Source organism: Pseudomonas sp. N-1-13, assembly GCF_057787095.1.
On sequence record NZ_JBYNRI010000001.1, the window covers coordinates 418,093 to 432,058 of the forward strand.

The window sequence follows — 13,966 nt, forward strand, 5'->3', positions numbered from 1 at the left end:
TTGCGGGTATTGCTGATCAAGACCTCTTCGCTGGGGGATGTGGTTCACACCCTGCCAGCGCTGACCGACGCGACGCGGGCGATTCCCGGCATCAGGTTCGACTGGGTGGTGGAAGAAGGCTTTGCCGAAATTCCTACCTGGCATCCGGCGGTGGATACAGTCATTCCGGTGGCGATTCGTCGCTGGCGCAAGAACCTCTGGCAAACCATCAAAAGCGGCGAGTGGCGACGTTTCAAGCAAAGCGTGCGTGCCAAGAAGTACGATCTGGTGATCGACGCCCAAGGCCTGCTGAAAAGCGCCTGGCTGACCCGCTACGTCAAGGCCCCGGTGGCAGGCCTGGATAAAGAATCGGCCCGCGAACCCCTTGCAGCGCGCTTCTATTCCCGTCGCCTGGGCGTGGCTCGCGGTCAGCATGCGGTAGAGCGCGTGCGCCAGTTGTTTGCTGTGGCACTGGGTTATGACCTGCCCAAAACCATGGGCAGCTACGGCCTGAATGTCGATCGCCTGGTTGAATTGCCGCGCAGTTACCCTTACGTGGTGTTCCTGCACGGCACGACTTGGGAATCCAAGCACTGGCCTGAGCTCTACTGGCGTCAACTTGTTGAGCGCATGGGGCAGTTCGGCGTCGTGGTGAAGCTGCCATGGGGCAGCCCGCTGGAGAAAGCCCGGGCCGAGCGGATTGCCAATGGCCTGCGCAACGCCCTGGTATTGCCAAAGCTGAATCTGGGTGGGATGGGCAAGGTGTTGGCCGGCGCACAGGCCTGTGTGGCCGTGGACACCGGCCTTGGCCATCTGGCCGCGGCCCTGGATGTGCCGACCATTTCATTGCTCGGCCCCACCAACCCGGTGCTGACCGGTGCCTATGGCAAGGGGCAGATTCACCTCGCCAGTGATTTCCCTTGCGCGCCCTGCATGCAGAAACAATGCACTTATCCGCCGACCGCCGAAGATGCCCGTCGGTTTGACCTGAAACGCGAGCAGCCTCTGTGCTTCACGCGTCTGAATCCCGAGCGTGTTGCCAGCCACTTGAGCACGTTATTGGCTGAGGAGCCGCGCTGATGCAATTGGCTTTTGTCCTTTATAAATACTTCCCTTTCGGCGGCCTGCAGCGTGACTTCATGCGCATCGCCCTGGAATGCCAGCGGCGTGGTCACCAGATCCGCGTCTACACGCTGATCTGGGAAGGTGACGTCCCGCCGGGCTTCGAAGTGCTCGTGGCGCCGGTCAAGGCGCTGTTCAACCACCGTCGCAATGAAAAACTCAGTGCGTGGATGGAAAATGACCTGGCCAAGCGTCCGGTCGACCGTTTGATCGGCTTCAACAAAATGCCCGGCCTGGACGTGTATTACGCCGCTGACGGCTGCTTTGAAGACAAGGCGCAGAACCTGCGCAATTCGCTGTACCGGCGTTGGGGGCGTTACCGCCACTTTTCCGAGTACGAGCGAGCGGTATTCGCCAAGGATGCCAAGACCGAAATACTGATGATTTCCGAAGTGCAACAGCCTTTGTTCATCAAGCACTACGACACGCCGCTGGAGCGCTTTCACCTGCTGCCACCGGGCATCGCCCAGGATCGTCGCCGGCCCGCCGACGCCGATGAGGTTCGCGCCGCGTTTCGTGCTGAATTCGATCTGGCCGATGATGACCTGCTGCTGGTGCAGATCGGTTCCGGGTTCAAGACCAAGGGCGTGGATCGCAGCCTCAAGGCCCTGGCCGCGCTACCTTCGCAGCTTAAAAAACGCACCCGCCTGTTTGTAATCGGCCAGGACGACCCCAAAGTATTCCAATTGCAGAGCGCCGCGTTGGGGCTTGGTGACAACGTACGCTTCCTCAAGGGCCGCAGCGACATTCCGCGTTTCCTGCTGGGCGCCGACCTGTTGATCCACCCGGCGTACAACGAGAACACCGGTACCGTACTGCTTGAAGCGCTGGTGGCCGGCTTGCCGGTGCTGGTCAGCGCGGTGTGTGGATACGCCCATTACATCGCCGAGGCCGACAGTGGCCTGGTCTTGGACGAGCCGTTCGAACAGGCGCAGCTCACCGAGTACCTGGGGCGGATGTTGGGTGACGCCGACGCACGCGCGGCCTGGAGCCGCAACGGTCTGGCCTTCGCCGAGACGGCCGACCTCTACAGCATGCCGCAGCACGCGGCCGATGTGATATTGGCGGAGCACGCACAATGAAATTGATGCTGGCCGAACCGTTCAAGAGCCTTTGGGCCGGACGCGATGCGTTCGCCGAAGTCGAGGCGCTCAAGGGCGAGGTCTATCGCGAACTGGAAGCCCGGCGCACCTTGCGCACGGAGGTGGATGGTCGTGGCTTTTTCGTGAAAATCCACCGTGGCATCGGTTGGCGCGAGATCTTCAAGAACCTGCTGACCGCCAAGTTGCCGGTACTGGGTGCGGGACAGGAATGGAAAGCCATCCAGCGCTTGCAGCAGGTCGGTGTGCCGACCATGACCGCCGTCGCCTATGGCGAGAAAGGCAGCAACCCGGCCGACCAGCATTCGTTCATCGTCACCGAAGAACTGGCGCCGACCGTCAGTCTTGAAGATCTCAGCATGGACTGGGTCAAGCAGCCGCCACAGCCGAAGCTCAAGCGGGCCCTGATCGCCGAAGTGGCGCGCATGACCGGCATGATGCATCGGGCCGGGGTCAACCATCGCGACTGCTACATCTGCCACTTTCTGCTGCACACCGATAAGCCCGTGACCGCCACGGATTTCAAACTTTCTGTGATTGACCTGCACCGTGCGCAGATCCGTCCGGCCATCCCCCTTCGTTGGCGCAACAAGGACCTGGCGGCGCTGTATTTCTCTGCACTGGACATCGGTCTGACCCGGCGTGACAAGTTGCGCTTCCTCAAGGGTTATTTCCAGCAGCCGCTACGGCGGATCCTGGCCGAAGAAGCTTCGCTGCTGACCTGGCTCGAAGGCAAAGCCAACCGGCTTTATGCGCGCAAGCTGCGGTACGGGGGCGCGCTCTGATGTCGGGTTGGGTACTGGAGCCTTCCTACGCTGAGCTGGCAGAGGATTTCGGCAGTCTTGATGCAGTGTTCGCCCTCGAGGGCGAGCGTCTGACGCGGGACCCGCTGTCCGAGGTGATTCGGGTACAGCGCAGCGGCGTGAATTACTATGTCAAACGCTACACCGGGGCCGGCAAGGGGCTGCGGCGATACTTGGGTAAGCCGCGGGTCAAGTCCGAATGGCAGAACCTCAAGCGCTTCGCCAAGTGGGGCATCCCCACTGCCGAAGTCGTGGCCTGGGGGCTGGAGCGACGTGGCGCAGCCTATGACCGTGGCGCGATGATCACGCGCGAGCTGCCGGGCACCGAAGACCTCTCGGCATTGGCAAGGCGTCACGATCCAAGGCTGGCCAATCGTGCCTGGGTCGACGGGGTGAGTCGGCAACTGGCCGGCTATACCCGGACCATGCACGAAAATCGTTTTACCCATAACGATCTGAAATGGCGCAACTTGCTGATCGACGAGCAGTCACGGCTGTTCTTTATCGATTGCCCCAACGGCGATTTCTGGCGCGGTTTCTGGCTCAACTATCGCATCACCAAAGACCTGGCGTGCCTGGACAAGGTCGCCAAGTATCATTTGTCGGCCACTCAGCGCCTGCGTTTTTACCTGCAGTATCGCCAGCGTAACCGGCTCGATGCGTGTGACAAGAAGCGCATCCGTCACGTAGTGAGATTTTTCGAGGGGCGTGAATGACTGATTTTCTGGCGACTGAAGACCAGTCATTGTTGCAACGCCACGGCCTGGATAGCTTCGAAGCCCTTTGGGACCTGCAATTGGATGCGGTGGATGAACCCAACACCGCGGGCGGCGGTTGGAGCAGTGTCTTCCGGCTGGAACTGGAAGGGCGGGGTTATTACCTCAAGCGCCAGAGTAATTACCTCACCAGGACGTGGTCCCACCCCTTCGGCGAGCCCAGCTTTTCCCGGGAGTTTCGCAATATCAGCCGCTACCGCCAACTGGGGATTCCGGCCCTGCAAGCGGTGTTCTATGGTCAGCGCAATGTGGGCGGGGAGGTGCGGGCGATTCTGCTGACGCGTGCCCTGGACGGTTGGGATGACCTGGATTCATTGCTGCAACGCTGGTCCAGCCTGGCGGCGACGCAACGCGCCACCGTCCTGCAGGCTTGCGGGCAGTTGGCGCGACGTCTGCACGGCATGCGCCAGGTCCATGGTTGCTTCTACCCCAAGCACATTTTTCTGCAAGCCACCGCCAGTGGCTATCAGGCGCAGTTGATCGACCTCGAAAAGACCCGGCCGCTATTGTTCGGTCAGCGGGATCGAATCAAGGACCTGGAGCCCTTGCTGCGTCGCGCGCGAGCCTGGAGTGACGACGATGTGCGCCAGATGCTCTGCACCTACCTGGATCAACCGCTCAAGAGTGCACTGGTTGACCGCTGGATGACTCGTCTGACCGCCCGGCGCAGCCATAAGGAGGCTCGTTGATGCATTTATCCGAATTGAAGAACGCCGGCCGCAGTCCCAGCCTGCCTTTGAGCCTGGAGCTGGCGGACGCCGCCGGCCCGGCGCAATTGCAGCTGCTTTCCCTGTTGCGTGTGTTGCCGGGACAGCGCTACGTCGGTGCTGGCGTCTGGCGCGGTCGTCCGGTGTTGGCCAAGTTGCTGGTCGGCAGTAAAGCGGGCAGGCACTTTCACCGCGAACTGCAAGGCGTGCGCCTGCTGGCCGAGCAGGGGCTGACTACGCCGCTGTTGCTGGCCGATGGCCTGAAAGAAGGCGAGGGTGGCTGGCTGCTGTTCGAATTGCTCGAGGGGGCCGAAAGCCTCGGGGACGCCTGGAAACAGGTCGAGGGCCTGCCACTGCTCGCCGACGAACAAACGGCGGTACTGGCCGAGGCGTTGGGAGCGATTGCACAACTGCACAGCAAAGGCCTGTGGCAGGAAGACTTGCACCTGGACAATCTGTTGCGTCACGGCGGCAAACTCTATTTGATCGACGGAGGCGGCATCCGCGCCGAAACCCCGGGCCAGCCATTGTCGCGCAACAAAGTGCTTGAAAACCTGGGGGTATTTTTCGCCCAGTTGCCCAAATCCCTCGAGCCTTTCAACGAAGAGTTGTTGGTGCATTACCTGCTGGGCAACGCCGAGCACGCATTGCCCATGGAGGCGCTGCAAAAACAGATCGACAAGGTGTACGCCTGGCGCCTGAATGACTTTCTGGAAAAAGTCGGGCGTGAGTGCAGTCTGTTCAGCGTGCAGCGTGGTCCGTTCGGTTTGCGAGCGATTCGTCGTGATGAAGAGGCGGTCATGGCGCCGGTACTGGAGCAGGCCGATGCCTTGCTTGACCAAGGCCACTTATACAAGACCGGTGGGTCGGCGAGCGTTGGTAAAGTCGATGTGGACGGGCGCTCTGTGTTGATCAAGCGCTACAACATCAAAAACTTCGCCCACTGGCTCAAGCGCTTCTGGCGTCCGAGCCGCGCCTGGCATGCCTGGCGCGAAGGTCATCGCCTGACGTTCCTCGGTATCGCCACGCCCAAGCCGCTGGCGCTGCTGGAAAAGCGTTTTCTGTGGCTGCGTCGCGGCGCCTACCTGGTGACCGAGCACCTGTCGGGGCCTGACATCATCGAACGCCTGGCCCCTTACGTCGAAAACGGCGCCGCTCCCGAGCCTGAGTTGCTGGCGCTGGACCGGTTGTTCGCCGGCCTGATCCGCGAGCGTATCAGTCACGGCGATTTCAAGGGCCACAACCTGCTCTGGCAGGACGATCGCTGGGCGCTGATCGACCTGGACTCCATGTGCCAGCACCGCAGCCTCTCCAGCTTCACCCCCGCCTATGCCAGGGATCGTGCGCGGTTCATGCGCAACTGGCCGCAAGACAGTGCGTTGTATCAGGTGATTGATCAGCGGTTGCCCAAAAGCTTTTGAAGGGTGCCCCGATAGCTGCTTTGGCACGTCTTCTGTGTAGGAACTGCTGAAGGCTGCGATCTTTGTTTTACCCCTTGAGGTTCAAGGGAAAGATCAAAATCAAAAGATCGCAGCTTCGGCAGCTCCTACGAGGCTTGCCAACGCTTTTAAGCTATAATCCCGCCCTTTAGCTGCCCCGCGCCCCGGCGTGCGGCACATCTTTTTTCGAGGCGTTTGTCGCCTCGCATGCAGACATTAAGAGGCTAGACCCCTGTGGCATTGACGATTCTTGGCCTGTCCGGCGCCCTTAGCCATGATCCCTCCGCAGCGCTGTACATCGACGGCAAGCTGATCGCGGCGGCCGAGGAAGAGCGCTTCGTACGCGATAAACATGCAAAGAACCGCATGCCCTACGAGTCGGCGAAGTTCTGTCTGGAACAGGCCGGCATCAAGCCGTCCGACGTCGACGTGGTGGCAATCCCGTTCGCCCCGATCAGCCTGTTCGGCGAAGCGCGCTGGCATTACGCCAAGCGTTACTGGTACGCCCCGGATCGCGCCCTCGATGCGATCCTGATGGGCAACCGTCGCTACAAGCGCTATCGCCGCAAGATTGTCTGGTGCCTGGAGCAGCTGGGTTTTGATCCGAAAAAGATCAAGATCGAGCCGGTCGAGCACCACCTGGCCCACGCCTCCAGTGCGTACCACTGCTCGGGCTTCCAGGAGAAAACCGCGATCCTGGGCATCGACGGCAAGGGTGAATACGCCACGACCTTCTTCGGCTACGGCGAAAACGGCAAGATCCACAAGATCAAGGAATTCTTCGACCCGGACTCCCTCGGCGGGCTGTATGGCGCGATCACCGAGTTCCTGGGTTTCGAGATGCTCGACGGTGAGTTCAAGGTCATGGGCATGGCGCCTTACGGCGATGCCAGCAAGTACGACTTCTCGCGCCTGGCCTCGTTTGAAAACGGCGAACTGGTGATCAATACCGACTACGCCAACGTGATCGGCCTGCGTCGATATAAAGAGAAGGGCAAAGGCTTCTACTTCTCGCCGAAGCTGATCGAATGGCTCGGCCCGAAACGTGAAGGCGACATCGCCGACGAGCCGTACATCCACTACGCGGCCAGCATGCAGGCGCTGTTCGAGAAACTTGCGCTGCAGATGATCGACCACTATCTGGGCGACGTGCTCAAGGAAACCGGCAAGCTGGCGTTCGCCGGTGGCTGTGCGTTGAACGTCAAGCTGAACCAGAAAATCATCGCCCGTGACGACGTCAAGGAACTGTTCGTGCAACCGGCTTCCGGCGATGCCGGCACCGCCGTGGGGGCGGCAGCTTATGTGTCCCACGCCCGTGGCGTGCCGGTGGAGAAGATGGAACACGTCTACCTCGGCCCGGCCTACAGCAACGAAGACGTCATCGCCGCCTGCGCCCGCCATCCGAGCAAGCCTGCGTGGCGCAAGATCGACAACACCCCTGAGCGCATCGCCAAGATCATGGTCGACGGCAACCCGGTGGCCTGGTTCCAGGGGCGCATGGAGTTTGGCCCGCGTGCCTTGGGCGGTCGCTCGATCATCGGTTGCCCGAGCGCCAGCGGCGTGGCCGATCGCATCAACGAACAGATCAAGTTCCGCGAGCGCTGGAGGCCTTTCTGCCCGTCGATGCTCGACACGGTCGCACCGCAGATGATCAAGGTCGATCACCCCGCGCCGTTCATGACGTTCACCTTCGAAGTGGCTGAAGAGTGGAAAACCCGCGTGCCGGAAGTCGTCCACGAAGACGGCACATCCCGGGCCCAGGTACTCAAGCGTGAATACAACCCACGCTATTACGACATGATGAAGGCCCTGGAAGTACTGACCGGCAACGGCGTGTCCCTGAACACCTCACTCAACCGCCGTGGCGAACCGATGATCTGCTCGCCTACGGACGCTCTGAACATGTTCTTTGGCTCTGACCTGCAATACCTGATCATGGAGGATATTCTGGTGGTCAAAGACGGCGTGGATGCATATGACACGTTCGGCTGAGCGGCATGTATTGCAGTTCTGTCACGGTTACGATGGGCCGTTCCTCGACTGCGCCCGTCAGTATGCCAGTCTGTTCGCAGGCACTGGCTATCGCGTGACGACAGTGTTTCTTACCGGGGCGGCCGATACGGAAGTGGCCGCCCGTTGCGCCTCTGACGAGGTGCTGTTCATGGAGTACAGCTCCAGTGCCATCAGAGGCTTGAAGCTGGGCGCGATCAGCGATTTGAGAAAGATTGCCGCCTCGCGCAATTTCAGTTTTTGCATCGCCCATCGCTTTAAGCCGATCTACATCACCTTGCTCGCTACCGGTCTGCCGGTGATCGGAGTGCACCACGCGTTGGGGGACTATCAGCGGTTGACCAGACGGGTGTTCGTCCAGTTTTTCCGCAAACGCCTGAGCCTGCTTGGTGTCTCCGATGCAGTGCGTGACGACATTCGTCGTCTCTTGCCGAAATGGCCGGCTAGCCGGATCCAGACCCTCTACAACCGTATCGACCTGGAAGCCATACAGGCTGGCCTGGTGTCCCGGGACGAAGCGCGGCATAGCCTGGGGTTGGATGCCCAGGCCTGGATTGTCGGCAATGTTGGCCGTCTGCACCCGGACAAGGACCAGGCCACGCTGTTGCGAGGTTTTGCCCTGGCGCTGGAGTATTTGCCCGCCAATAGCCAGTTGGTGATTCTCGGCAAGGGCCGTCTGGAACAAGACCTTAAGGAACTGGCGCTGGAACTGGGCATTGCCGACCGTGTGCTGTTCCTCGGTCAGGTGCCTGAAGCGCGTCGCTATTTTCGCGCCTTTGATGTATTCGCTCTGAGTTCTGACCATGAGCCGTTCGGCATGGTGCTGCTCGAAGCCATGGCCGCCGGTGTGCCGCTACTGGCCACCGCCTGCGGTGGAGCAAAGGAAGTGGTGGAGGGTGTCGGCATTTTATTTCCGCTAGGCGATGCCGAACATATGGCGCAGGGGCTGCAACACTTGGCGGCCATGGACGAGTTGCAGCGTCGCAGGTGTGCAGAGCTGATGCTTGATCGCTTGCGTGAACGCTTTTCCGATCGGGCTGCTCGTGAGGCTTTCTGGCGTTTGCCTATGGTCGCCGAACTGGCGTCAAGGGCCTGATCCAATCAGATCCGCAGTTGGCGTCGGCGTAGCAGCCTCGCATGATGAGGCGGGGAAGTCCGTCCGGCGCGATACCGGGTTATTTATCAAGTCGTTCGGTGCCGCAAGGAAGACGATGAAAGTTTTATTTTTGGTCCAGAAAGAGCAGCGGGCCATCCTGGACCGCCTCTATGAAGGCGTGGCAGCCCATTGCGAGTGTGACCTGCGCTGGCTCGACAGCAATGAGCAGCGTAACTTGCGAGGGTATTTCCGGCGTCACGTGGACGTATCGCGTTACGATCGGATCGTATTTTTCCTGCGCTTCAAGCAGGAGATCCGCCAGGCGGCATTCATTCGCACGATCCCGAATCTGGTGATCCTGGAACACGACGCCTATCAGAACTACATTGCGTGCAAATACACGGGCAAGTTCAGTGCCCATTATCGTCGTCTGCCATGGGTGCGGGTCATCAGCTCCGGTTTCATGGTTGCTCAACGTCTTCGCACCGAAGGTTTCGATGCGGTGTTCGTACCCAAAGGCTACGATCAATCGTTATTGCAAAATCAGAATCGCGAGCGGGATATCGAACTGGCCTTTGTAGGAAGCACCAACAGCGCCGCCTACAGTGGGCGCAAGATACTGCTGGATGAGTTGGCACGCGTTGAGCCGCTGGTGGTAACCCGCACCAAGTCCGGGGAAGAGTATTGCGAAACCCTGAACCGCATTCGTTTTTTTGTCAGCGCCGATGTGGGTATGGGCGAGTTCATGATCAAAAATTTCGAAGCCATGGCCTGTGGTTGTGTGCTGCTGGCTTTCGATCAGGGGGTCGATGAAGCACGTGCGCTGGGGTTGCAGGACATGCATAACGTGGTGTTGTATTGCGACGTTGCGCAGCTTCAGGAAAAGCTTTACCGACTGCGAGCTGACCCCGAACTGGCCCATCGTATTGCGCGCAACGGCCATGAGCTGGCGCTGGAACAGTTCAGTTTCGCCCGCATCGGGCAAAAAATCGTTGAGGCACTGGAGCCGCCCTTGCGGCCTCGTGCACCGTTGAGTCTGCTGGAAAAATTGCGCCTGAAACTGGGCGTTTGACGGGAACCGTTCAGCTATCTGGCGTTCGGATGGCGTTTGACTAAATGGTATTTCAGGTGCAGTTTTCCGACGAAAGTGACATTACCCTGGTGGTGACCAGTTGCGGTCGGCTCGATCTGCTCAAGCGAACCCTTGAGAGCTTCGACCATTTCAACACGGCGCCGATTCGTGAAGTCTTCATTACCGAAGATGCCGGCGACGAGGGCGTAAATGCAGTTATCCCAGCGCATTGGAAGGATCGCTGTACCGTATTCGTCAATCGACCGAAGCTGGGGCAATTGGCGTCTATTGACCTGGCGTACGGGCATGTGAAGACCCCTTACATCTTTCACTGTGAGGATGACTGGGAGTTCTATCGCCCGGCCTTTGTAGAAGACTCGCGCAAGATTCTCGAATTACGTCCCGAAATCCTACAGGTCTGGCTGCGCAACTATGTTTACGACCTGTGCGTACACAGCCCTTACATTCGCCTGGGCGAGCGTGAGATCGTCGGCGGCGTGCCGTGTTATCCGCTTATATCCGACAAGCCCGAGTGGCAGAGTTTTTCCCTCAATCCCGGCCTGCGACGCCTGAAGGAGTATCAGCTGTGTGCCCCGTTTGCGGGCTATGGCGGCGAGAAGGCACTGTCGCTTCGCTATGCGCAACTGAACTTGACGGCGGTCACGCTGGAAGGGGATGCTGTTTTGCATACCGGATTCGGCGTCCATGTCGAAGTCCCTGTCGAGCGTCAGCGCAAAGCGCGTCGCAGACGCAGAGAGCAAATCAAGCTCTTTCTGGTTCTTTTGCTCGGAGTCTGCGTTGGCTGGATTATCAATTATTAGATGTCTCGAAGCACGAATCCTGGTCGGCGATAAAAGGTTTGCTGCTTGATGAGCATTATCAATGTTATGTGGGCAGGCGGTTTGCCGTTTGCTTCGGTACACAAGGTCCATCATCAGATCCTTTCGCGAATCGAGCCTGGGATGCCCGTAAAAACCTGGCTTTTGCAGGGGGCGGCTTCTGACTGTCAGGTCGATGTCGGGCCCGCGCATGAGTGGAATCTGACGTCAGCCCGACTCAAGGGGCGGCACATCTGGCGTCTGTTCAGACCCTGGATGCGAAGCCGTTTTCGGGAGGCTTTGCTCGACAGTGATGCCCGCGTGGTATTGCTCGATGGCCTGGGCGTGGCCCGGACTCTCTTGCCTGTGCTCAAGGACATGCCTCAGATCCGCGTGGTGGTGATCTTCCATGGCGCGACACGCCTGCACATTACAAGCCGTGAGTTGCTGCGCGGGTTTCCTGCTTCGCGCCTGAGTCTGGCGGCAGTCTCCGAGACCTTGGCTACGTCGCTGCAGGACGAACTCGGCCTGCCGGTCGTTGCATTACGCAGCGCGTTCGATCCGGTCGCCTTTCAGGCCTCACTCAAGCCTCGTGAGGAGGCTCGCGCCCGTCTGGGTTTATCCTTGGCGGACCAGCGTGTTTTTGGCGCCGTCGGCCGGTTGGTGGGTAAAAAGGGATTTGTCAGCTTGTTGGACGCGTTCGCGCGAGCGGCGTCGGGCCATGGCGATTGGCGCTTGGTCATTGTAGGCGAAGGGCCGAGACGCGATGCGCTCCAGGCTCGGATTACCCAGCCGGATCTTGTTGGCAAGGTCTTGTTGACTGGGCATCTGGAGGATGTCGCGACGCTTTATAAGGCATTCGACTGGGTGTTGATTCCGTCACTCGACGAAGGGCTTGGTCTGATCCTTCAGGAAGCAATACTGGCAGGCATCCCGGTACTGGCCAGCGAAATCGCTGTATTCCGTGAGCAACTGGGGGATACCGGCTGGTACGCACCGGCCAATGACGAAGTGGCTTGGAGTGAGGCGATCACAAGGGCTTCACAAGCTCCAGCTGACGCCGTAGCGCAGGCCCAGTACCAGGCACTGGCCCCTGAGCAGGCTTGGCTGAGTTTCAGCCAGACCGCTCGGAATTTGATCTTAAACGGGCAATAAGGCGCTTTCCAGCGCCTGCATGGGAAAGCTCTCGTTCAGGTTCTCCCTGGCAATATAACGAGCGAAATGTTGCAGGTTGCGACGCACAAGGCGGCGTGGCAGAGGGGAGCGCAGGAAGCGCATGTCGGCCACATCGATCAGTCCCAGCTTGTTCTCAGGAGTGACGACGATGTTACCCAGGTGCAATGAGCGAAAATAAATGCCACGAGCGTGAAGGCTGCGAATCAGCTCGACCAGTGTCGGAAGGGTCTGCTGCCAACTGAAGTTTTCCTGATTCGATAGTTGACGCAGGGTTTTTCCTGGCAGAGGTCGATACAGCACGGCGGTCATGCCGGGCTTTTGCAATTTGTAGAAAGCCAGCACTTCGAGCGTAGGCACGCCGAGTTCCTGCAATCGGGTCGCGTTGCTGATGAACCGCGCTGAATAAGGCCGTAAAAGGGCCGAAGAAAAAAACCGCTTGAGGCGAAACAATTTGAGGATATTCCCATCCTGCAACAGATAGACTTTCGGGCCGTGGCCGTCGGCCTCCAGAATACTGGCGCCTTCAATCAATTGATTCAAAGCGGCTTGGGGAAGCCGTGAGGATTGCATCGTAGGAAAGCCTTGTTGAAAAAAGAACCGGTGCCGTAGCGGGCCATGATGCCCAAAAGTTTGTGTTTTAACCATGCCGGTTTTGGCTGGTAGACCGTTTAGGAGCGATAGATGTACGCGACGCGTTGGGCACAGGCGTGGATGGCCTTTGGCTTGTTATGGTTTTTGATGGCGATAGCCCTGGCACCGACCAACAAGGTCTATCAGCAAGGTTTGATCGCGTTTCTCTGGTTGCCGGTGATTATCTTCGCTTGGTCAGCGCGCCATCGGCTGTTGGAGGTGTGGCGTGCCCAGCGGTTGATTTACCTGACGCTTCTGGCGTTGGCGGCCTGGGCGCTGATTACACTGTTATGGTCCGAGGTGTCGGAGCCAGGCCGCGAAGCCAAGCGACTGCTCTATATCCTGGCGTTCCTGTTGTTTTTCCCAATCCTTGCCAATCGTCAGCCCGAGCGAGTGATTCGTATCATGCAGTGGGGAGGGCTGGGGCTTGCGCTCGTCGCGCTGGTGTCGATTGTCGACTTCTACGGCATTGAAGGGCGCAACTGGGTGGCGCGCCTGGAGGGGTTGGGCAAGCTTTCCCATCCGATCCTGGGCACCTACGTGATTGGGCTGGCGGCGGTCTGGATGCTGCACTGGGTGCCGCGCCATATCGGGTTGCAGGTACTTTGGGCGTTGGCGTTGGCTGTGCTGGGTGTCTTTGTCGTGATGTCCCAGAGTCGCGGCGCGGCCCTGGCCTTGTTGCTAAGTGTGCTGGCAATGCCTCTTTACTGCACCGACCAGCGTACACGGGTCATCGCCGCCATGACTGTGGTGCTGGCCATGCTGACCTTCTGGTTGCTTGAACCGCTGGTGATGGCCAGAGGTGCGTCCTATCGGCCCGAGATTTTAATGTCGAGCCTGCATATGATGGCCGAACGGCCGTGGGGTGGCTTGGGGTTGGCGGGTGACTACAGGGTCGCGATTCCAGGCCACTCTTTTGATCACGCGCATAACCTGTTCAGCCACGTTGCCATTCAGCTCGGGCTACCTGGGCTGCTGCTTTGGTGCACGGTCTGGTTCGCTGTGCTGCGTGAAGCCTGGCGTGCCCGGGACACCCTGCTGGGCCGAGGCGTGCTGGGCATGTGGGTATTTTCATTCCTGGCGATGCAGTTCGACGCCGCGAGCCTGACAGGAACCCCTCGCGCGGAATGGTTCATCAGTTGGCTGCCGATCGGCTTGGCCGGGGTTTTGGTCTGGGCACGGGCCAAGCCGGGCGCCTGTGATAAAGTTCCGTGTTCTTCTTAATCAGTGAGCTCGAC

At 59.6% G+C, this 13,966-nt stretch carries 13 protein-coding genes; 12 read left to right on the top strand and 1 reads right to left on the bottom strand.

The annotated features are described in order from the left end of the window. The 11 genes from waaC to AC3I65_RS01935 all read left to right on the top strand — a co-directional run bounded on the left by waaC (position 1) and on the right by AC3I65_RS01935 (position 12,077). Positions 1-1,059, top strand: coding sequence for a lipopolysaccharide heptosyltransferase I (waaC, locus tag AC3I65_RS01885; RefSeq protein ID WP_488523423.1), 1,059 nt, complete (start codon positions 1-3; stop codon positions 1,057-1,059). Further along, positions 1,059-2,183 (top strand): glycosyltransferase family 4 protein, encoded by a 1,125-nt coding sequence (locus AC3I65_RS01890; protein ID WP_139048600.1) that lies wholly within the window; start codon positions 1,059-1,061, stop codon positions 2,181-2,183. Before waaC ends, AC3I65_RS01890 begins: the two co-directional genes overlap by 1 nt. After that, complete coding sequence (gene rfaP, locus AC3I65_RS01895; protein WP_047225907.1) at positions 2,180-2,986, top strand: lipopolysaccharide core heptose(I) kinase RfaP; 807 nt, start codon at positions 2,180-2,182, stop codon at positions 2,984-2,986. Before AC3I65_RS01890 ends, rfaP begins: the two co-directional genes overlap by 4 nt. Then, on the top strand, positions 2,986-3,720 hold the full coding sequence (locus AC3I65_RS01900) for a lipopolysaccharide kinase InaA family protein (protein ID WP_076382932.1): 735 nt from the start codon (positions 2,986-2,988) through the stop codon (positions 3,718-3,720). The genes rfaP and AC3I65_RS01900 overlap by 1 nt, the downstream gene beginning before the upstream one ends. Continuing rightward, the gene (locus AC3I65_RS01905) at positions 3,717-4,469 is read left to right on the top strand and encodes a lipopolysaccharide kinase InaA family protein (protein WP_076382930.1); all 753 of its coding nucleotides are present in this window, start codon (positions 3,717-3,719) and stop codon (positions 4,467-4,469) included. Before AC3I65_RS01900 ends, AC3I65_RS01905 begins: the two co-directional genes overlap by 4 nt. Next, the gene (locus AC3I65_RS01910; protein ID WP_173407454.1) at positions 4,469-5,908 is read left to right on the top strand and encodes a lipopolysaccharide kinase InaA family protein; all 1,440 of its coding nucleotides are present in this window, start codon (positions 4,469-4,471) and stop codon (positions 5,906-5,908) included. The genes AC3I65_RS01905 and AC3I65_RS01910 overlap by 1 nt, the downstream gene beginning before the upstream one ends. 252 nt (positions 5,909-6,160) lie before the next feature. Continuing rightward, on the top strand, positions 6,161-7,918 hold the full coding sequence (locus AC3I65_RS01915) for a carbamoyltransferase family protein (protein ID WP_047225903.1): 1,758 nt from the start codon (positions 6,161-6,163) through the stop codon (positions 7,916-7,918). After that, a complete protein-coding gene (locus tag AC3I65_RS01920) occupies positions 7,902-9,032 on the top strand; it encodes a glycosyltransferase (RefSeq protein ID WP_488523424.1) in 1,131 nt (376 codons plus the stop codon). Before AC3I65_RS01915 ends, AC3I65_RS01920 begins: the two co-directional genes overlap by 17 nt. A gap of 115 nt (positions 9,033-9,147) precedes the next feature. After that, entirely contained in the window at positions 9,148-10,104 is a 957-nt protein-coding gene (locus AC3I65_RS01925) for a glycosyltransferase family protein (protein WP_047225901.1), read from the top strand. Positions 10,105-10,160: 56 nt separating this feature from the next. Beyond that, positions 10,161-10,925, top strand: a complete 765-nt coding sequence (locus AC3I65_RS01930) for a glycosyltransferase family protein (protein ID WP_305468490.1) — start codon at positions 10,161-10,163, stop codon at positions 10,923-10,925. A gap of 48 nt (positions 10,926-10,973) precedes the next feature. Further along, positions 10,974-12,077 (top strand): glycosyltransferase, encoded by a 1,104-nt coding sequence (locus AC3I65_RS01935; protein WP_305467197.1) that lies wholly within the window; start codon positions 10,974-10,976, stop codon positions 12,075-12,077. Here AC3I65_RS01935 and AC3I65_RS01940 read toward each other — a convergent pair. After that, a complete protein-coding gene (locus AC3I65_RS01940; RefSeq protein WP_305468492.1) occupies positions 12,063-12,668 on the bottom strand; it encodes a lipopolysaccharide kinase InaA family protein in 606 nt (201 codons plus the stop codon). The two genes, AC3I65_RS01935 and AC3I65_RS01940, sit on opposite strands and share 15 nt — an antisense overlap. Positions 12,669-12,779: 111 nt before the next feature. On the opposite strand from AC3I65_RS01940, the gene AC3I65_RS01945 reads away from it, so the two are divergent. Beyond that, on the top strand, positions 12,780-13,952 hold the full coding sequence (locus tag AC3I65_RS01945) for an O-antigen ligase family protein (protein WP_488523425.1): 1,173 nt from the start codon (positions 12,780-12,782) through the stop codon (positions 13,950-13,952). Positions 13,953-13,966 lie beyond the last annotated feature (14 nt).

What these genes read in the sequence shown, in the direction of transcription:
- AC3I65_RS01945 (WP_488523425.1), top strand. Translation starts at nt 12,780, where the DNA reads ATGTACGCGACGCGTTGGGCACAGGCGTGGATGGCCTTTGGCTTGTTA.
- AC3I65_RS01925 (WP_047225901.1), top strand. Translation starts at nt 9,148, where the DNA reads ATGAAAGTTTTATTTTTGGTCCAGAAAGAGCAGCGGGCCATCCTGGAC.
- rfaP (WP_047225907.1), top strand. Translation starts at nt 2,180, where the DNA reads ATGAAATTGATGCTGGCCGAACCGTTCAAGAGCCTTTGGGCCGGACGC.
- AC3I65_RS01905 (WP_076382930.1), top strand. Translation starts at nt 3,717, where the DNA reads ATGACTGATTTTCTGGCGACTGAAGACCAGTCATTGTTGCAACGCCAC.
- AC3I65_RS01910 (WP_173407454.1), top strand. Translation starts at nt 4,469, where the DNA reads ATGCATTTATCCGAATTGAAGAACGCCGGCCGCAGTCCCAGCCTGCCT.
- AC3I65_RS01940 (WP_305468492.1), bottom strand. Translation starts at nt 12,668, where the DNA reads ATGCAATCCTCACGGCTTCCCCAAGCCGCTTTGAATCAATTGATTGAA.
- AC3I65_RS01920 (WP_488523424.1), top strand. Translation starts at nt 7,902, where the DNA reads ATGACACGTTCGGCTGAGCGGCATGTATTGCAGTTCTGTCACGGTTAC.
- AC3I65_RS01890 (WP_139048600.1), top strand. Translation starts at nt 1,059, where the DNA reads ATGCAATTGGCTTTTGTCCTTTATAAATACTTCCCTTTCGGCGGCCTG.
- AC3I65_RS01900 (WP_076382932.1), top strand. Translation starts at nt 2,986, where the DNA reads ATGTCGGGTTGGGTACTGGAGCCTTCCTACGCTGAGCTGGCAGAGGAT.
- AC3I65_RS01935 (WP_305467197.1), top strand. Translation starts at nt 10,974, where the DNA reads ATGAGCATTATCAATGTTATGTGGGCAGGCGGTTTGCCGTTTGCTTCG.